The 19,657-nt window shown below is 36.6% G+C and carries 22 protein-coding genes and 2 rRNA genes (1 of these 24 only partly in view); 1 reads left to right on the top strand and 23 read right to left on the bottom strand.

The annotated features are described in order from the left end of the window. Positions 1–16: 16 nt before the first annotated feature. The 12 genes from glmU to metG all read right to left on the bottom strand — a co-directional run bounded on the left by glmU (position 17) and on the right by metG (position 10,929). The gene (gene glmU, locus MHB74_RS00280; protein WP_061678915.1) at positions 17–1,396 is read right to left on the bottom strand and encodes a bifunctional UDP-N-acetylglucosamine diphosphorylase/glucosamine-1-phosphate N-acetyltransferase GlmU; all 1,380 of its coding nucleotides are present in this window, start codon (positions 1,394–1,396) and stop codon (positions 17–19) included. Positions 1,397–1,726: 330 nt separating this feature from the next. After that, positions 1,727–2,020 (bottom strand): septation regulator SpoVG, encoded by a 294-nt coding sequence (gene spoVG, locus MHB74_RS00275; protein WP_000454041.1) that lies wholly within the window; start codon positions 2,018–2,020, stop codon positions 1,727–1,729. Between the two features lie 152 nt (positions 2,021–2,172). Continuing rightward, positions 2,173–2,547, bottom strand: coding sequence for a RidA family protein (locus tag MHB74_RS00270; protein WP_048542187.1), 375 nt, complete (start codon positions 2,545–2,547; stop codon positions 2,173–2,175). A gap of 124 nt (positions 2,548–2,671) precedes the next feature. Beyond that, positions 2,672–3,520, bottom strand: coding sequence for a pur operon repressor (gene purR, locus MHB74_RS00265; RefSeq protein ID WP_061678916.1), 849 nt, complete (start codon positions 3,518–3,520; stop codon positions 2,672–2,674). A 54-nt stretch (positions 3,521–3,574) separates the two neighbouring features. After that, a complete protein-coding gene (gene ispE / locus MHB74_RS00260) occupies positions 3,575–4,444 on the bottom strand; it encodes a 4-(cytidine 5'-diphospho)-2-C-methyl-D-erythritol kinase (protein WP_000772099.1) in 870 nt (289 codons plus the stop codon). A 196-nt stretch (positions 4,445–4,640) separates the two neighbouring features. Further along, complete coding sequence (gene sspF / locus MHB74_RS00255) at positions 4,641–4,820, bottom strand: acid-soluble spore protein SspF (protein ID WP_001985066.1); 180 nt, start codon at positions 4,818–4,820, stop codon at positions 4,641–4,643. 91 nt (positions 4,821–4,911) lie between these two features. After that, on the bottom strand, positions 4,912–5,172 hold the full coding sequence (gene veg, locus MHB74_RS00250; RefSeq protein WP_061678917.1) for a biofilm formation stimulator Veg: 261 nt from the start codon (positions 5,170–5,172) through the stop codon (positions 4,912–4,914). A gap of 238 nt (positions 5,173–5,410) precedes the next feature. Next, the gene (gene yabG, locus MHB74_RS00245; protein ID WP_061678918.1) at positions 5,411–6,274 is read right to left on the bottom strand and encodes a sporulation peptidase YabG; all 864 of its coding nucleotides are present in this window, start codon (positions 6,272–6,274) and stop codon (positions 5,411–5,413) included. A gap of 110 nt (positions 6,275–6,384) precedes the next feature. After that, positions 6,385–7,263, bottom strand: coding sequence for a 16S rRNA (adenine(1518)-N(6)/adenine(1519)-N(6))-dimethyltransferase RsmA (rsmA, locus tag MHB74_RS00240; protein WP_061678919.1), 879 nt, complete (start codon positions 7,261–7,263; stop codon positions 6,385–6,387). Then, positions 7,260–7,817: a ribonuclease M5 gene (rnmV, locus tag MHB74_RS00235; protein WP_048562636.1), complete on the bottom strand. Its 558-nt coding sequence runs from the start codon at positions 7,815–7,817 to the stop codon at positions 7,260–7,262. Before rnmV ends, rsmA begins: the two co-directional genes overlap by 4 nt. 195 nt (positions 7,818–8,012) lie before the next feature. Continuing rightward, on the bottom strand, positions 8,013–8,780 hold the full coding sequence (locus MHB74_RS00230; RefSeq protein WP_061678920.1) for a TatD family hydrolase: 768 nt from the start codon (positions 8,778–8,780) through the stop codon (positions 8,013–8,015). A gap of 166 nt (positions 8,781–8,946) precedes the next feature. Next, positions 8,947–10,929 (bottom strand): methionine--tRNA ligase, encoded by a 1,983-nt coding sequence (gene metG / locus MHB74_RS00225; protein ID WP_000134145.1) that lies wholly within the window; start codon positions 10,927–10,929, stop codon positions 8,947–8,949. Between the two features lie 518 nt (positions 10,930–11,447). Here metG and MHB74_RS00220 point away from each other — a divergent pair. Further along, the gene (locus MHB74_RS00220; RefSeq protein ID WP_000843036.1) at positions 11,448–11,732 is read left to right on the top strand and encodes an AbrB/MazE/SpoVT family DNA-binding domain-containing protein; all 285 of its coding nucleotides are present in this window, start codon (positions 11,448–11,450) and stop codon (positions 11,730–11,732) included. A 20-nt stretch (positions 11,733–11,752) separates the two neighbouring features. On the opposite strand, the gene rsmI is transcribed toward MHB74_RS00220, so the two are convergent. From rsmI to MHB74_RS00165, 11 genes are all read right to left on the bottom strand, one after another. Continuing rightward, positions 11,753–12,628, bottom strand: coding sequence for a 16S rRNA (cytidine(1402)-2'-O)-methyltransferase (rsmI, locus tag MHB74_RS00215; protein WP_061678921.1), 876 nt, complete (start codon positions 12,626–12,628; stop codon positions 11,753–11,755). Beyond that, on the bottom strand, positions 12,597–12,887 hold the full coding sequence (locus MHB74_RS00210) for a GIY-YIG nuclease family protein (protein WP_061678922.1): 291 nt from the start codon (positions 12,885–12,887) through the stop codon (positions 12,597–12,599). The genes rsmI and MHB74_RS00210 overlap by 32 nt, the downstream gene beginning before the upstream one ends. Then, entirely contained in the window at positions 12,874–13,614 is a 741-nt protein-coding gene (locus tag MHB74_RS00205; protein ID WP_061678923.1) for a tRNA1(Val) (adenine(37)-N6)-methyltransferase, read from the bottom strand. The genes MHB74_RS00210 and MHB74_RS00205 overlap by 14 nt, the downstream gene beginning before the upstream one ends. A 120-nt stretch (positions 13,615–13,734) precedes the next feature. Beyond that, the gene (yabA, locus tag MHB74_RS00200; RefSeq protein WP_000412055.1) at positions 13,735–14,088 is read right to left on the bottom strand and encodes a DNA replication initiation control protein YabA; all 354 of its coding nucleotides are present in this window, start codon (positions 14,086–14,088) and stop codon (positions 13,735–13,737) included. A gap of 14 nt (positions 14,089–14,102) precedes the next feature. Then, the gene (locus MHB74_RS00195) at positions 14,103–14,930 is read right to left on the bottom strand and encodes a PSP1 domain-containing protein (RefSeq protein WP_000272429.1); all 828 of its coding nucleotides are present in this window, start codon (positions 14,928–14,930) and stop codon (positions 14,103–14,105) included. A 5-nt stretch (positions 14,931–14,935) separates the two neighbouring features. After that, the gene (gene holB, locus MHB74_RS00190) at positions 14,936–15,919 is read right to left on the bottom strand and encodes a DNA polymerase III subunit delta' (RefSeq protein WP_000169570.1); all 984 of its coding nucleotides are present in this window, start codon (positions 15,917–15,919) and stop codon (positions 14,936–14,938) included. Positions 15,920–15,954: 35 nt separating this feature from the next. Then, positions 15,955–16,581, bottom strand: coding sequence for a dTMP kinase (gene tmk, locus MHB74_RS00185; protein WP_061678924.1), 627 nt, complete (start codon positions 16,579–16,581; stop codon positions 15,955–15,957). A 1-nt stretch (position 16,582) separates the two neighbouring features. Next, a complete protein-coding gene (locus MHB74_RS00180) occupies positions 16,583–18,004 on the bottom strand; it encodes an aminotransferase class I/II-fold pyridoxal phosphate-dependent enzyme (protein ID WP_061678925.1) in 1,422 nt (473 codons plus the stop codon). A gap of 72 nt (positions 18,005–18,076) precedes the next feature. Further along, a complete protein-coding gene (locus tag MHB74_RS00175) occupies positions 18,077–18,256 on the bottom strand; it encodes a sigma factor G inhibitor Gin (RefSeq protein WP_061678926.1) in 180 nt (59 codons plus the stop codon). 190 nt (positions 18,257–18,446) lie between these two features. Beyond that, a 5S ribosomal RNA gene (gene rrf / locus MHB74_RS00170) occupies positions 18,447–18,562 on the bottom strand. A gap of 48 nt (positions 18,563–18,610) precedes the next feature. Then, a 23S ribosomal RNA gene (locus MHB74_RS00165) occupies positions 18,611–19,657 on the bottom strand (it continues 1,875 nt past the right edge of the window).

Below are 19,657 nucleotides of genomic sequence, written 5' to 3'. Positions count from 1 at the left end.
AGATTAACCCTCCACATTATGATTTTTTCTTATTCAGCAATTGATCAACATAGTCTTCTTTGTTAACTTGACGTGCACGTGCTACAGATAATGCTTTTGATGGAACATTCTCTGTAATTGTAGAGCCTGCTGCCACATAAGCACCATCTTCAACTGTTACAGGAGCAACAAGGTTTGAATTACATCCAATAAATACCCCGTTACCAATCACAGTTTTGAATTTATTCTTACCGTCATAGTTCACCGTAATTGAACCACAACCAAGATTCACGTCTTCTCCAACTTGTGCATCCCCGATATAACTTAAGTGTGAAGCTTTACTTCTATTACCAAAAACAGTTTTTTTGATTTCCACGAAGTTTCCAACGCGTACTTCATCTCCAATAACTGAATCTGGGCGAATATGTGCAAATGGACCAACCGATACTTCTGTACCAAGTTTACTATCATGTACAGTAGATTGACGAATTGTCGTACGATCTCCAATTTCACTATCGCGAATTACTGTATGCGGTCCAATTTCACAATCAGAACCGATTACAGTGTTCCCCTCAATAATTGTTCCTGGATGAAGAACTGTATCACTACCGATAATTGCATCAGCAGAAATATACGTGTTACTCGGATCAATAATCGTAACACCATTTACCATGTTCTTTCGGTTGATACGGTTTTTCATAATAATTTCCGCTTGCGATAGAGCGACTCTGTCGTTAACACCTAACGTTTCATCGAAGTGCTCTGTTTGATAAGCCGATACAATGTGACCTTCATTTTTTAAAATCTCAATAACATCTGGCAGGTAATATTCACCTTGTACGTTATCATTTGAAACTTTAGAAAGCGAAGCAAATAAAGCTTTATTATCAAAACAATACGTACCTGTATTGATTTCTTTAATAGCTAATTCTTTCTCATTTGCATCCTTATGCTCAACAATCTTTTCAACATGACCATTCTCGTTACGAACGATACGACCATATCCAGCAGGCTCTTCTATGTAAGCTGTTAGCACCGTTGCCATTGCCCCTGCTTCTTTATGTTGCTGAAGCAATGATTCCATCGTTTCAGCAGTTATTAGCGGCGTATCACCACAAATAACTAAAGTTGTTCCTTCTTCATTTGCAAGTACACTTGCAGCTTGATCTACAGCATGCGCTGTACCAAGTTGTTCTGCTTGTAATGCAAACTCACTTACGTTTCCTAGCTGTTCTTGTACCATTTCAGCACCATGTCCTACGACTGTTACAAGTTTCTGCAATCCTAATTGAGATACTTGATCGACAACATGTTGTACCATAGGTTTTCCACATACAGGATGAAGCACTTTGTATAGCTTAGACTTCATACGTGTGCCTTTACCTGCAGCTAGAATCACTGCAAATCTGTTTGACATATAGACCCTCCATCGCAACCTATTTATCCATTAACGATATTATCCTAAATCATCATATATTTCAAGAAACACATTTTAACTATTAAATTTTACCATAATTCTCATACGATGTTTTACTCTTTAGTATCTTTTTTAAGAAATAAGCTATACTATTTAAATTGATTTTGAAAAAATTAGAAGTTTTCTTCTTCATTTTAATTGATTCTGAATTTTCCGCACATAAAATGTATAAAACCACAAAAAAAAAAAAAAACAAACTCCTGTAAATGCTTACAGGAGTTTGTTGCAAAATTATAGGGCTTTCTTTAAAAAGCCCTTTTCATTCGAATTTTACGAAGCACCCGCTTCTTCAAACTCAACCTCTTCTAACTCGCCTAAACGATGATACTCTGTTAAAACCGCATCTTGAATTTTAGAGCGTGTACCAGAATTAATTGGATGTGCAATGTCACGGAATTCTCCATCTGGAGTACGTTTACTTGGCATTGCTACAAATAATCCATTATTACCATCAATTACACGAATATCATGAACAACAAATTCATGGTCTAGAGTAATAGAGGCAATTGCTCTCATGCGGCCTTCTGTGTTTACGCGGCGTAATCTTACGTCAGTCACTTCCATCTTGTGTTCACCACCCTTTTCTAAATAAGCGATATATTTGTATAAATTCCACAAATTTTCTATTTTCCCTTTAATTTTTTAAAAATTTTTAAGATAAAAATTTTTAATGTAATTGAATATAGAGATTAGTGGAGGTTATCGCTTACAAAGAACTACTTAACTAGGGCAATTACTTCGATTTCAACTGAAACATCTTTCGGTAATTTTGCTACTTGTACACAAGAACGAGCTGGCTTATGAGTAGAGAAATAAGAGCCGTATACGTCATTAACAGCATTAAAATCATCCATATCTTTTAAGAATACTGTTGTTTTTACTACTGAATCAAATGAAGCACCTGCTTCTTCTAATACCGCTTGTAAATTTTGAAATACTTGCTCTGTTTGTACTGTCACGTCTCCTGCTACAAGCTCTCCGCTTGCAGTTAATGGAATTTGTCCTGAACTGTAAAACATATTATTTACAATAATCCCTTGTGAATATGGTCCAATTGCTTGTGGTGCATTGCTTGTTTGAACAACCTTCATATTTTTCCACCCTTTTATTATTTATTTTTACTCTTTAAAAATAGTGCACGAAAAGCAGTTTGTCCATCTATTTTATAATTTATAAATAGAATAAAAAAAAGATAAAGCGATCTGCTTTACCTTTTTACTCAGCCTCTACAAGCCCTTCATCAAATGGTGCCAGTGAATAATTTCCCTTTTCCACTTGAATCGCTTTTTCTTTCACATCAACTTCTGATAGGCGAATTAATGATACAAAATTATTAATTAGTCTTTCTTCGATATCCGTGGATTCTACTAATACACCAATACCAACAACATTAGCCTTAAACTCTTCTAACATACTCATCATACCTTGAATTGTCCCGCCAGCTTTCATGAAGTCATCAATAATTAAAACATTTGATCCTTCTGGAAGACTACGCTTTGCTAACGTCATTGTTTGAATTCGCTTAGAAGAACCTGATACATAGTTAATACTAACAGTTGGGCCTTCTGTTACCTTATTATCTTTTCTTGCAATTACTACCGGTACATCTAAGTAATTTGCCACCGCATAAGCAAGTGGAATCCCCTTCGTTGCCACCGTCATAACCGCATCAATTGGTTGCCTAGCAAAAACAGAAGCAAACAAACGACCTGCGCCATTAATATGACGAGGATTACTTAAAAGATCTGTCATATATAAGTAACCACCGGGTAAAATACGACCTGGATTTTCAAATAGGCTACAAAGCTCTCCAATAATGAGATCTGCCTCTTCCGCACTTATATATGGTATATATTTCACTCCTCCTGCTGCTCCTGGTATCGTTTGCAATGTGCCGACCCCTTGTTGTTCAAACGTTTGCTTAATAATAACTAAATCTTCACTAATGGAAGACTTAGCTGATTGATACCTTTCAGCAAAAAAAGTGAGAGAAACTAGCTGACGAGGATTTTGTAACAAGTAATACGTCATATCGACTAATCTTGTACTTCGTCTAATTTTCATACTCCCACCTCAAATCACGAATATTCTAAACAAATCATAACGTATTATACGTCTTTATTCAAGCGTTTCTCGCTCTCCCAATAAACGTACTGCATATACTTGTTCACAAAATCCTTTTAATCCGTTATATATACGATGCATTCGCGAATCATGGTGCACAAGGCCAAATACGGTTGGGCCACTTCCACTCATTAATACGGCATCCGCCCCAAATCGCTTCATCTGTGCCTTAATACGTGCAACTTCAGGATGCATCGCAAACGTTACATCTTCTAAAACGTTACCAACAGTATCACAAATCCCTTTGTAATCCCCGGCATTTATGACATCAACCATTTTATCTACATTTGGATGTGTAACTCGATTTAACTTTAAATTTCCATACACATCAGCAGTAGATACACCAATATGGGGTTTTGCTAAAATAACCCAACAAGAAGGTGGAGTTTTTATGTGCTCAATTTGCTCTCCTCTTCCAGTGGCAATTGCTGTCCCACCATATACGCAAAACGATACATCTGATCCGATTTCTGCGCCAAGCTCTGCTAACTGGTCAATTGTAAGCCCTAAATTCCATAATTTATTAAGGCCACGTAATGTCGCTGCTGCATCACTACTTCCACCTGCTAATCCAGCTGCTACTGGAATCGTTTTTTCAATAGTAATAGATACGCCTTTTTTTACATTAAACTTCTCTTTTAATAATCTCGCTGCTTGATAAGCTAAATTTCTTTGGTCGTCTGGGACATACCGATTATGGGATAAAATTTCAATACGGTCTTCTGCTAATTCCATTAGTTCTAAACGATCCGCTAAATCAATTGTTGTCATAATCATTTTCACTTCATGATATCCGTCTTGTCTTTTTCCCAGTACATCTAACGACAGATTAATCTTTGCTGGTGCTTTCACTAGTAGCTTCAATCTATTCACCCACTCTATGTACTCAATCTTTTATCGTTTATTTTACCATAAATTTATAGTAAGACGATGACACTTCCCTAATTATAACGAAAAGCATTCAGAATGAAACTACTTATGTAAAATGATGGCACCTTTTAGAGTACAAAAAGCCGAGGAATCACTCCTCGGCTACCGTAGCATAGAAAGTATCTTATAACTACTGGTTTTGTTTCATTAATTGCTGTTCTGCAATTTCTATAGCACGTTTCACCATGTTACCAGCATCTTTCGCACGAATTCCGCCCCATCCTTCTTTCTGAACAACATCATAAAAGCCTAGCTCTTTTGCAAGCTCTTCTTTAAATTGATTTGACATGACACCTCTTCGTCTACTCAATGCAGAGTCCCTCCTTATTTTGCTACGGTATAATTAGTATGCAAAATAATATAGCTTTTCATTTGTGGGAATATATGTAACGTTACATCAATTATAAAATCACTTCATTATGAGGTTCACCATAAAATGTTAACTCTACTGTCTCTGTTAAAACATCCGCATAGCTATATGATACACGTTGTAACGCATCTTCTTGCTGATCCAATTGTACAACAAAAACAGAACGGTACGTTTCTGCAAGTACACCTGATTGTTCTACTGTTTTTCTTCTCCCACTATTTGCCTTTAACATCAGTCTCTCTCCAAGATGGTGATCTAATTCGCTTTTAATTTCATCTAAACGTTTTGACATATACTTCGTTACACCTCGCTGTAATTTAGATTGAACACTTAAAACACGATATATCTATCCCAATTATTAACCGCAACTCACAGACAATATCATTATAAAAGCATTATGCGTTCGAATAGATAGAAGAAATACTATATTGTAAAAGTATCATTATGTAGTCTGTGCGTTCTTCTCTCTTTTTATCCAAGCTGATTTAAATCCTTCCCATACAAAAAAGCAAGATACATATGTACCTTGCTTATTCTTCATAATGTTGAAAGGGTAATCCGGTTCGTAAAATTCCCCTCGTTTCAATTCCGCCAAGTCCCTTCTCGCCAGTAATCGTATTACGTACAACATCCCATACATTGACTCTCTCCATAAATGACGTAAAACTAATTTTGCCCACCACATATACAGGATCTAGTGCGTGAATATTAATTCTAGATGGTGAACTAGCAAAATTAGCGCCAGCTCGAATTAATGCTTCAAAGTGTGATTGGCATGCCCCGGCAAAAATAACGAGTTGATCCAATGATGGATATTTTTTTCTCACTTCTCGAACAGCCTGTACAAAATGCCTTGAATGTCTATATGCTGCTAAATCTCCCTTTACCCCTTTTGATTTTGTATATGCATCGTGCCCTGTAATAACTAAAATGTCCGGGCGAAAATGATCTATTAAATCTACTACCTTTTCATGCATCTCTGTTTCTTTACAATGAATACCTTGTACAGGAACACCAATTTTATTATATAAATCTAAGCACTTGCGCAAATATAACGGGTCTCCATCTATATGCAATACACGTCCTGGCATTTGAAAATAATTCACCTCACTTGTGTATCCACCCGTTGAAGTGTGTTCATGCCTTTGTTTCATTAATACATAATCTTGTTGAAACAAACGATACGTACGCTCCATCGTTTCCTTCTCACGCTTTGCTCTTTTTTTATGTTCTCGTTGATCTATACTAACTAAGTCTTCAAGTGGCGCATCTGCCACCAGTCTAATTTCCTCTCCAAATAATATAGCTATCTCGCCTTTTATTTCTATAATACGAAAAAGAATATCCCTCTTATGAGAATATCGTTCCACTAATTCTCCAACATGTAAAGCCATTCTCCTACCTCCAAACTCGTTAGGCCATCTTACCTGTTTTTAAAGTATGAATGTAGGAGAGGAAAGGTGACAAAAGGGACAGTTCAAGTTGAACTATCCCTTTTGTATTCTTATGACAATTTATGAAGAATTAATGCATTACTTAATGTTGCAAACTCCTCGATAGATAGCGTTTCGCCTCTTCGTTTCGGATCAATTCCTACCTCTGTTAAAATTCGATCCAACAGCTCTTTATCTTTCGGGAAACCATTTAAATTATTTGATAAATTATTCATTAAAGTTTTACGACGCTGTGCAAAACTTGCTCGTACTACTTCAAAGAAGAATGTCTCATCTGTTACTTCTACAACTGGTTTCGGACGCTTCAGAAGACGAATAATCGCAGAATCAACATTTGGTTGTGGCACAAACACTGTACGTGGTACAGTCATAACCGTTTCTACCTCTGTATAATACTGAATAGCAATGGATAAAGAACCATACTCTTTCGTTCCAGGCTTAGCAGCTAAACGATCTCCCACTTCTTTTTGCATCATAACAACAAATCCACGAACCGGTAATTTCTCTTCCAGCAATTTAAATAAAATTGGCGTTGTAATATAGTACGGTAAATTAGCTACTACCATTACATCTTGCCCTTCCTCAAATTGATCACTAAACACCTCATGGACATCTGCCTTTAATACATCTTTATTGATAACTGTAACGTTGCTATATGGAGCTAACGTCTCATCTAAAATTGGTAATAATCTCTGATCAATTTCAAAAGCTACTACTTTTTTAGCACGCTTCGCTAATTGTTCTGTTAATGCACCGATACCTGGTCCAATTTCAATTGCACCACTTTCTGAACCAATTTCAGCATGATCAACGATACGATTTAATACATTCGTATCAATTAAAAAATTTTGTCCTAAACTTTTTTTGAATGAGAATCCGTACTTTTCAACAATGTCTTTCGTACGATTTGGCGTTGCGATATCCTTCATTTTCTTTCCTCCTGTATGACTTGCTTATAAGCTTCTGCAAATGCTTCTTTTGAAACTTGAAACATTTGTAAACGTTTATGTAACTGTTTTGCGTTTGTATAACCAATCTTTAATAGCTTACCCATTCTTTCTCTGCGACTCTTTGCCATTTCTCCGCCCACTAAGCCTGCATCGACTAGATCGCTCCAACTAATTTCACTTGTGTAAGCTTCCATTTCTTCATGTATATTCTCTAAAGCACGGCGAATTGATTCATTAGAAGCATGCTCAATTCCGACACCTTTTTTCCTTTTAGCAAGTGCTTCTTCCTTCGGTAAAAAAGCATGTTTACATCCAGGAACCTTATCAGAAATAATTTTTCGAATACGCTCTCCAGGATAATCCGGATCTGTAAAAATAATAACGCCTCGTTTTTGCAGCGCTAATTTAACTTGCTCAATAACATGATCACCGATTGCTGAACCGTTCGTTTCAATTGTATCCGCATCAACAGCACGCTTAATCGCCACTGTATCATCTTTACCTTCTACAACGATAATCTCTTTAATTTTCATGCTTGCCTCCACACTCGTTTCGTCTCTACTTAGTAAAACAAAAAAATGACGACTTTTCCATTATTATTTTCCCCATTCTTACATTTTAAAAAATAGAATGTCCAAAACTTTCTTCTCTCTCCTTATTGTAACACTTCCTCATTCGCCCTTCTTTTTTCACAAAAATAAAAAAAGAATGGGTTCCCCCACTCCTTTTTATTCAACACCAAATAAAGCTTTTGCATTTTTTGTTGTTACTTCTGCTACTTCTTCATAAGAAATTCCTTTTAAGTTCGCAATTTCTTCTGCTACAAGTTTTACATAACTCGGTTCATTTCGTTTCCCTCGAAATGGATGTGGTGTTAAATATGGACAGTCCGTCTCTATTAACAATTTCTCTAACGGAATCTCCGCAGCAACCTCTTTCGGTTTCTTAGCATTTTTAAATGTAACTGGTCCGCCTAACGAAATTAAAAAGTTCATATCAACACATCGCTCTGCTACTTCTACGCTGCCACTAAAGCAATGCATAATGCCTCCCACTTCAGCCGCATTCTCTTCTTCTAGAATATCAACAATATCTTGAGTTGCATCGCGGTTATGTATAATAATCGGCAATTTCACCTTTTTGGCTAATGCAATTTGTTTACGGAATACTTCCTTCTGTATTTCTTTTGGAGACTTATCCCAGTGATAATCTAAGCCCATTTCTCCAAGTGCAACAACTTTAGGATGGGAAGCAAGTTCTTCTAACCAAGCTAAATGTTCTTCCGTCATGTCGATTGCATCAACTGGATGCCATCCAACTGCAGCGTAAATAAAATCATAAGTTTCAGCTAATTCAATCGCCTTTTTGATCGTTACTTCATCAAAACCAACAACAACTGTATAAGTAACTCCCGCTTCTTTCATTCGTGCAATAACTTCTTGCAAATCTTCTTCAAATTGCTCTGCATTCAAATGTGAATGTGTATCAAACAACATCATACATAACTCCTTTTATATTGAAATCAAGTTTATTCTACACAAATAAGCCCTTTACTAACTTAACGATAACAATACTACAATCTTAATGCAAAAATTGAGAGTGTAAAAAGAAAAAAGACGCTTCACACATGTTACACGTGAAACATCTCTTTTCTTGTCTTAATTACTTAATTTTTGTACCATTTGGTAGATTTTGGTCAATTGTTGCTAATGACAATACGCCATTCTCTTCACCCGCTAAAATCATACCTTGTGATAATTCACCGCGTAATTTTACAGGTTTTAAGTTTGTTACACAAATAACCTTTTTACCTTTTAGGTCTTCTGGTGAATAGAATTTTGCAATTCCAGAAACAACTTGACGCTTTTCTGTACCTAAATCTAGCTGGATTTTTAACAACTTATCTGCTTTTTTCACAGGCTCAGCAGATAATACTTCAGCTACGCGTAATTCTACTTTAAAGAAATCATCAATTGTAATTTCTTCTGCCTTCGGTTCTTCTTCTTTTTTCTCTTCTACTTTAGGAGCAGAGGCTTTCATTTGTTCTTTAATGTACTCTACCTCTACTTCCATTTCTAAACGTGGGAAAATTGGTTGTCCCTTTTCTACTTTTGTTCCAGCTGGAATACAGCCAACTGTAGATAGACTTTCCCAAGACTTATGCGCTTCATCAGTAAGGCCAAGCTGAGCAAACATCTTGCTTGGTGCTACTGTTAAGAATGGCATAAGCATAATACCTGTTTGACGAAGTACTTCTGCTAAATGGGCCATTACAGAAGCTAACTTTTCACGATCATTCTCATCTTTTGCTAATACCCAAGGTTGTGTTTCATCAATATATTTATTCGTACGGCTAACCAATTGCCAAATTGAGCTTAACGCTACAGAGAATTCCATATTCTCCATTGCTTCTTCTACTTTTTTCAATGTATCCTGTGCAAACGTTACTAACGTTTCATCGAATTCCGTTACATTTGCTTTAAATGCAGGGATTTCTCCGTTAAAGTACTTATCAATCATAGCTACTGTACGATTCAATAAGTTACCTAAGTCATTTGCTAAATCGAAATTAATACGCTCCACGAATCCTTCTGGTGTGAATACGCCATCAGATCCGAATGGAACTTCACGAAGTAAGTAATAACGTAATGCATCTAATCCGTAACGATCGATTAATGTAACTGGATCTACTACGTTTCCTTTTGACTTACTCATCTTTCCATCCTTCATTAAAATCCAACCATGAGCAAAGACTTTTTTCGGAAGAGGTAAATCTAATGCCATTAAAATGATTGGCCAATAAATTGTATGGAAACGAACGATTTCTTTTCCAACTAAGTGCACATCAGCCGGCCAGAACTTCTTATACATCTCTTCATTCTCTGTTCCATAACCTAATGCTGTAATGTAGTTAGATAATGCGTCAACCCATACGTAAATAACGTGTTTGGGGTTACCTGGAACACGAACTCCCCAGTCAAATGAAGTACGAGAAACAGCTAAATCTTCTAAGCCTGGTTTAATGAAGTTATTAATCATTTCATTTTTGCGAGACTCTGGCTGAATGAAATGTGGATTATCTTCATAGAATTTTAATAGTCTGTCGACATATTTACCCATTCTAAAGAAATACGATTCTTCACGAACAAGTTCTACATCATGACCACTATCTGGGCTTTTTCCTCCAACTACTTTGTCACCTTCCATAATTGGATCTACTAATTGATGTGCTGTATAGAATGTCTCATCTTGTACAGAATACCAACCTTCATATTCATCAAGATAAATATCACCTTGATCTACTAGTTGCTTGAAGATTTTTTCAACAACATCTTTATGACGATCTTCAGTTGTACGAATAAAATCATCATAAGAGATATCCATCTTCTCCCAAAGTTCTTTAATTCCTGCAACGATGTTATCCACATATGCTTGTGGTGTAACGTTTAATTCTTCTGCTTTCTTTTGGATCTTCTGTCCATGTTCATCAGTTCCTGTTAAATAATGAACATTATATCCTTGCATACGCTTATATCGTGCCATCGCATCTCCTGCTACTGTCGTATAAGCATGTCCAATGTGTAATTTTCCACTTGGATAATAAATTGGGGTAGTAATATAAAAGGACTTGTTTTCCTCTGTCATTGTTTTGGACCTCCCGAATAACCTCATATGTATTTATAAACAGTATATCAAAAACTTATATATAAAGTGAAACTTTAATCTGTAGGCTTTTATTCACTCCCGCGGATTATTAGCCCGCACCAATTGGGCTTTTACAAGCAGCCAGATCCCCACTTGACTTCTTTCTTCCAACCGAGGTTTGAAATGGGAATCTGACTGCTCGTTAACGCGGGATAAAAAACAAGTTAATATCTAGTGCCTTTATCATCTATTACTCATATTTCGAGAAAATATACAATCTTCACTTAAATTTATAAATTTTTCTGAAAATAAAGTGAAATAATAGTAGAAATTACTCACATTCTATTATATATAAGAAGTAAGAAATCTATAAATCTTTTTAAAAAATATAGAATTAAAGAATTGACGGAAATGTAAATGATTGGTATCATATGTCCATAGGGTATTTTGTCGAAAAATGACGAATCTAGAAAATAGACTCGAAACTTATAAACTATTTCTTTAGGAGGAAAAGAATTATGAAATCTACTGGTATCGTTCGTAAAGTTGATGAATTAGGTCGTGTAGTAATTCCAATCGAATTACGCCGTACTTTAGGTATTGCAGAAAAGGATGCTCTTGAAATCTACGTTGATGACGAGAAAATCATCTTAAAAAAATATAAGCCAAACATGACTTGCCAAGTAACTGGTGAAGTATCTGATGGTAACCTATCTTTAGCTGAAGGTAAAATTATCTTAAGCAAAGAAGGCGCTGAGCAAATCTTAAACGAACTTCAAGATTATATCGAAACAGCAAAATAAGCTTCTCAATTATGAGAAGCTTATTTTTTATCGACATGATAGATTTGATATACATCGCGTTTCGACAAATCTCGATCTTTAGCGACTGTTTTTATCGCCTCTTTTGAATTCATACCTTTTTCGTTTATATAATGTTCAATATGATCATATACCGAAATAGATTCCCACCATTGTTCTTCTGGAGCAGGTTCTTCCGTTGAGCCAGCTACTAAAATACAAAACTCACCACGAACTTCATTTTGTTTCGTCCACTCAATTGCTTCCTCGACTGTTCCACGAATAAATTCCTCGAATTTTTTCGTTAACTCTCGACATAATACAATTTCTCTATTTCCCAGCACTTCTTGCATCGAGATTAAAGTATCATCTAAACGATGAGGCGCTTCATAAAACATCATTGTAGTTTGTACATAACGAAGCTTTTCTAACTCCATTTTTCTTTCTTTTTTATTTCTTTGTAAAAATCCATAGAAATAAAATTGTTTTGTTTCAAGACCTGACGCAATTAACGCTGTAAGGGCTGCATTTGCCCCAGGAAGCGGGATAACATGATACTGTTCCGCTACAGCCTCTACAACAATATCGTAACCTGGATCGGAAATACAAGGCATACCAGCATCACTAACAAGTGCTACTGTCTTTCCTTCGTCTAGCTTATCTAATATTTTCTTCCCACTTACTTCCTTATTATGCTCATGGTAACTCATAACAGGTGTTTCAATTTCGAAGTAATTACAAAGTTTTTTCGTTTGTCTCGTATCTTCAGCAGCAATTAAATCAGCTTCTTTTAAAATTCGGATTGCACGAAATGTCATATCTTCTAAATTTCCAATAGGAGTTGGTACTAAATATAAAACTCCCTTTTCATTTTGTTGAAAGCTTTTTTGTTGCCACATAGCGTTCTCCTTTTTGCATATATTCTTCTTTTTGTTTTCTATTTAATTGCTTAAAATAGTACTCTGCTTGCATAGCTGTACGCTTATCTTCATGAAATTCTACATATTTTAAAACAACTGGAAGTCTAGCACGCGTATACCTAGCTCCCTTTCCACTATTATGTGTCTGAATCCGCTTCTCTATATGATTTGTATATCCAGCATAATAACTTCCATCAGAGCACACTACTACATAAAAACAATGCTTATTCTTCTCCATATAAAATTGAACGAATCTCCTTTGTATATTCATTATTTTCTTCATATACAAAAAGAGGTGGCAATATTTTTAAATCTGCGTTTCCGTCCTTAATGCCTTCAATTAACAACGTATTTGCTTCTTTCCCTGCCTTTGGATAAACAAACCGTACACGTTTTGGTTCAATTTTATATTTACGCATTAATGTAACAATATCAAGTAAACGGCCTGGACGATGTACAAATGCTACTTTCCCGCCTTGCTTCACTAGCTGACTACTTGCAGATACAACATCCTCTAATGTACACATAATTTCATGACGAGCTATCGCTAAATGTTCATTCATATTTTTCTCAGACGTTGCAGGTGTTTGAAAATAAGGCGGATTACATGTGACAACATCATACTGATGACGTCCAAGTTTCTCCGGCATATCTTTCAAATCCCCGTGTATTAAGTGAATTCTTTCTTCTAACTTATTGTATTGAACGCTTCTGATTCCCATATCATATAAACGTTCTTGAATTTCCACACCTGTAATATTCCCTTTCGTTCTTGTACTTAATAGAAGAGGCACAACTGCATTACCTGTACACAAATCAAGTAAATTACCTTTTTGAATTGGTACCCAAGCAAAATCTGCAAGTAAAACAGCATCTAACGAAAAATTAAATACTGATGGGCTTTGTACGATCTTCATATCTTGCGCTAATAAGTAATCTAAACGTTCATCTTCATATAAATTCATATGTTACTCCTTTTCTTACACTTAACCTACCCTATTTCATCTTCTACTAATAAAAAACATATTTCATTCTACTCTCATGTATAAAAAATTACCTTTCCAATTATCATTGGAAAGGTAATTTCACTTTTTATTTAAAAATGACAGGCAGAATAAACAATCTCCCTCTTTACGTACACTTCCATAATGCAGATTACAAATATGAAAACCTTCTTGATATAGTCTTGCTAAATTATCGTAGCCTTCACCAATATCAGCTGTCTTCGGCTTCACTTCTTTACGTTTTTGAGTTTTTTGTTTTTCTTTAATCTGCACTTCTTCAAAACGGTGTCGCAAATTTTCATTTTCCATTTTTATATGTTGGTTTTCTTCCAACAACTCTGCAAGATGTTGTTTTAATTCTCCCAACTGTTTGTATAAATGTCCAATTTGCTCTTCCATACTAGAAACCGATGCAAAAATATCTTTTTTCTCCACAAGCACCCACCTCATTAATCTGTGGTTTGACTCGAAACGACCCCTTTATTCACTAACTCATCTAACGTATATTCTACTATCCGTTCCTTGTCTACTAGTTCCACTTGAATTAATCTTTCTAAAATATTTAATCCGATAACACGGCCAGTACCATGCGGGGTTTGTATACGTTGATCTAAATCAGGAAGTTGTTCCTTTGCTGCCTCATATTCATCATTCTCATATTTTAAGCAACACATTAAACGACCACATAAACCAGAGATTTTTGCAGGATTTAATGATAAATTTTGATCCTTTGCCATCTTAATAGATACAGGTTCAAAATCACCTAAAAAAGTAGAACAACAAAGCATACGACCACACGGACCAATACCACCAAGCATCTTCGCTTCATCACGAACACCAATTTGTCTTAGTTCAATTCTTGTCCTAAAAATTGCTGCTAAGTCCTTCACCAGTTCTCGGAAATCAATCCGACCATCCGCAGTAAAGTAGAAAATAATCTTATTACGATCGAACGTATACTCTACATCTACAAGTTTCATATCAAGATTATGCTCTACTACCTTTTGCTGACAAACTTGATATGCTTCTTTCGCAGCATGTTTGTTCTCTTCAACAATGGTACGATCATTTTCATTTGCAATACGAATAACCTTTTTTAGCGGTAATACAACGTCGTTTTCATCAACTTGCTTTTTGGTAATAACTACTTTTCCGTATTCAATACCTCTTACCGTTTCTACAATTACAAACTCATTTTCAGAGATATCGAACTGGTTCGGATCAAAATAGTACACCTTTCCGGCCTTCTTAAAGCGAACACCTACTACATCATACAAAACGGTCATCCCTCCTGCAACCGCAACACTAACTGTTCGAACACAAGCTGCGCATTTACATTAGCGTTGATTCTATTTTTTGCCTCTAATATATTAAAGAGAGCTGATACAATGCGCTTCTGAGCATAGGAGAAAGATTCAAACATCTCTTTCTGCTCATGAAAAACAAGACGATCTTCTTCTCCAAGTTGAACATATAATAAATCCTTATAAATAAGGAGTAACATATCTAAACCTTGCTGTAATTGTTCTTTCTCTCCAAAGTGTTTTCCCCATTTTTCTTGTACAAAAAAAATAGAGGCTTTATCCTTTTCGAGCGCTTCACATAATTTTATCACTAAAGCTCGTGCTTGTGCAAACCATTCATCACTACATAAAGCTAAAGCTTCATCAAAACTATTCGTGAGTTGTGCAGCAAGTGTTGATAAAGATGCCGTAATACCTTCATCCTGTAATCTTCTAATTAAAGATTCCGTAGGTAATGGTCTAAATGTAACAACTTGACAGCGAGATAAAATCGTATTTAAAATTTGATGACTTTGTTCAGTAAGTAAAATAGCTGTTGTATCACTGCTCGGTTCTTCTAAAAATTTCAAGAGTGTATTAGCTGCATTTGCTGTCATGCGGTCTGCGTGCTCAATAATATATACTTTTTTATTTGCCTCTAATCCTGTTTTTGAAAACTCTTCTTGTAAATCATGAATTTGTTGCTTCTTAATAGATAATCCGTCTGGTTTTACAATATGTAAGTTCGGGTGGTTACCTGAATCAATTCGCTTACAATTTGTACATACATGACAAGGCTCTACCCCATTCCGCTGAGAACAGAGGAAACTCTTTGCCATTTGAATTGCCGTCGCAAACTTTCCTGTCCCTTTCCCTCCCTCTAACAAGTAAGCGTGGGATATACGCTCTTTTGCAATGCTATTCATCAACATTTTTACACCGATGGGTTGTATAGCAGAAAGCTGCTCCCACGTCTTCGTCATAATGCATACCTCACTTATTTCATTCTTTCCTTCTATTATAACAATTTATCTTCTATAATCTGAACAACTTCTTCTATAAGTTTTTCCATTGGTTGATCAGCATTTACTAATACAATACGATCTGAGAAACGTTCTACAACTTGTAAATATCCTTCACGCACACGTTTATGGAAAGAGATATCTTCCATATCTAATCGATTCACTTCACGTCCTGCATCTTTTTCAATTCGGGCTAAGCCAATCTCTGGTTCAATGTCTAAATAAATCGTTAGACTAGGCATACAGTCCTCAGTTGCGAAACGATTGATTTCAAATACTTTGTCCATACCTAATCCTCTTGCATATCCTTGATACGCTAAAGAGCTATCTATAAAACGGTCACATAATACAAGGTAGTCCTCGTTAAGCGCTGGCATAACTTTTTCCACCAAATGTTGTCTACGTGCAGCAGCATACAGAAGCGCCTCTGTACGTGCTTCCATCATCGTATATTCTTGTTTATGTAAAATCGTTCTAATATCCTCAGAAATTGCAATACCACCTGGCTCTCTCGTCGCCATTACCTTCTGTTCCTTTTGTTCAAAGTATGGCAATAAACTTTGAATTAACGTTGTCTTACCAGAACCTTCTGGACCTTCAATTGTTACAAATAATCCCTTCATCCTAAAACCCACTTTCTATATCATACACTTTCATATATTTCGCACTGCCTTGAAAACGAGCGCCTGCTTTCTCTAAATACATAATTTGCTCTTTATGTTCTGAAGTAATTCTTTCTCCATACATAATCAATGGAATTCCAGGTGGATACGGAATCACCATTTCTGCCGCTATCATCCCAACTGCTTCTTCTACAGATACTACTTTTGTTTCATATCCTTCCAGTTGTTTATATGTATACGGTAAAGGAGAAATTTCTCCTTTATAAGTATAACGAATAGATTCCTTCTTGTCTTTCACCTCATAATATTGCAATGCCTCTCGGATCATCTCTATAGCCTTCATATACTCCTTATTTACTTGCAAGGGCAAAATAAATAGGACATTATATGGATCCGCCATTTCTGTATATATACCGACCTTTTCAAATACAGACTGTAATTCGTATCCTGATAACTGGCAACGTGTCTGTACGGTTACCTTTAACTCGTCTTGTAATGGATATTGTAAAATAGCTATTTGTGGAATAGAACACAATTCTTCTTTAAATCCCCGTAAAAACTCGACAATTTCATCATAGCCCTTTTCCTTTATACGCGCTATTGTAAAGCGTGCAATATCAAGAGAAGTCATAATTGGATACGATGGACTACTAGATTGTAGCATACTTAAATAAGTAGAAACTTTTTCTTCTTTCACTAGGCGACTATTTATATGTAAATAGGATCCCATCGTCATGGCGGGTAATGTTTTATGTGCAGAATGAACTACAATATCTGCACCATATGCTAATGCTGACTTTGGAAATGCTCCCCCTAAACAAAAATGGGCTCCATGTGCTTCATCTACTAAAACAGGGATTTGATGTGCATGTGCATAAGCGATGCTTGCCTCTAGATCCATTCCCATACCATAATAATTAGGATGCGTTAAAATAAGTGCTTTAGCATTTGGATATTTTTCAATTGCTTCCTTAATAATTTCATCATGAATTCCCACTGGTACGTTATAAGCTTCATCAATCCATGGATCTAAAAAAATTGGATTTGCTCCCGCTAATTTTAAACCATTAATAATCGATTTATGACAATTTCTTTGTACAAGAACAATGTCGTGTTCCCCGCAACAAGACAAAATCATTGCTAAGTTCCCCACTGTTGAACCATTAATTAAAAAATAACTTTTTTCCACTTCATATACATCAGCTAATAATTGTTGTGCTTCATCTATACATTCAAACGGACTATGTAAATCATCTAACCCCGACAACTCAGTTACATCGATAGATAGTATATCTTTAAACTCCTCTACTGCCTCCTGAGGGAAGTTCAAACCATTTTTATGACCTGGAACATGAAAGGACAACGGCCCTCTTTCTTTAAACTCTATTAATGCCTCATATAAAGGTATGCGATTTTGATTCATCTATATCTCTTCCTTATTATTTCATTCTTTCTCTATTATACAGAACAAAAAAAATAATAGGCATATGCCTATTTAAAAATATGATACTTCTAATTTCCGAAGCTGTTTTAAATAATATATATACTTCGGATCATTTGTCTCCGTATTCACCATATCTTTTTCACATTCATAACATATTAAATTATTATAAACATATATCCCTTCTTTTCTTTCTGTCTCACATACAATACAAACTTCATTTTTCGATTTCATATCCTTCCCTCCCTATTTAAATGGACATATTTTATACTCCTATTCCTTAACAATTTACAGAAAAATATACATCAATCTCTTATATAATATGATTAATCCTTGGGCAACGTGTTTGTATTATAATTACTTCTTTTTACGTACTGTTTGAAAACACAAAAAAACACAAGTCAAAAGACTTGTGTTTTTAGTTGCTTGGCGACGTCCTACTCTCACAGGGACAAGGTCCCAACTACCATCGGCGCTAGAGAGCTTAACTTCCGTGTTCGGTATGGGAACGGGTGTGACCTCTCTGCCATCATCACCAAACTATGAAGGCATATTCCTTCAAAACTAGATAACATTGCTACATATTATATGGTTAAGTCCTCGATCTATTAGTATTCGTCAGCTCCACATGTCACCATGCTTCCACCTCGAACCTATCAACCTGATCATCTTTCAGGGATCTTACTAGCTTACGCTATGGGAAATCTCATCTTGAGGGGGGCTTCATGCTTAGATGCTTTCAGCACTTATCCCTTCCGCACATAGCTACCCAGCTATGCCCTTGGCAGAACAACTGGTACACCAGCGGTGCGTCCATCCCGGTCCTCTCGTACTAAGGACAGCTCCTCTCAAATTTCCTACGCCCACGACGGATAGGGACCGAACTGTCTCACGACGTTCTGAACCCAGCTCGCGTACCGCTTTAATGGGCGAACAGCCCAACCCTTGGGACCGACTACAGCCCCAGGATGCGATGAGCCGACATCGAGGTGCCAAACCTCCCCGTCGATGTGGACTCTTGGGGGAGATAAGCCTGTTATCCCCGGGGTAGCTTTTATCCGTTGAGCGATGGCCCTTCCATGCGGAACCACCGGATCACTAAGCCCGACTTTCGTCCCTGCTCGACTTGTAGGTCTCGCAGTCAAGCTCCCTTATGCCTTTGCACTCTACGAATGATTTCCAACCATTCTGAGGGAACCTTTGGGCGCCTCCGTTACACTTTAGGAGGCGACCGCCCCAGTCAAACTGCCCACCTGACACTGTCTCCCGGGTCGATAAGACCCGTAGGTTAGAATTTCAATACATTCAGGGCGGTATCCCACCAGCGCCTCCACCGAAGCTAGCGCTCCGGTTTCAATGGCTCCCGCCTATCCTGTACAAAATGTACCAAAATTCAATATCAGGCTACAGTAAAGCTCCACGGGGTCTTTCCGTCCTGTCGCGGGTAACCTGCATCTTCACAGGTACTATAATTTCACCGAGTCTCTGGTTGAGACAGTGCCCAAATCGTTACACCTTTCGTGCGGGTCGGAACTTACCCGACAAGGAATTTCGCTACCTTAGGACCGTTATAGTTACGGCCGCCGTTTACTGGGGCTTCAGTTCAGAGCTTCGCTTACGCTAACCCCTCTCCTT

Origin of the sequence: Bacillus sp. FSL K6-0069, from assembly GCF_038007785.1 — a bacterium.
Classification (GTDB): domain Bacteria; phylum Bacillota; class Bacilli; order Bacillales; family Bacillaceae_G; genus Bacillus_A; species Bacillus_A mobilis.
The sequence above is the reverse complement of the archived record's forward strand: the minus strand, read 5'-3'. Positions and strand labels throughout refer to the sequence as shown.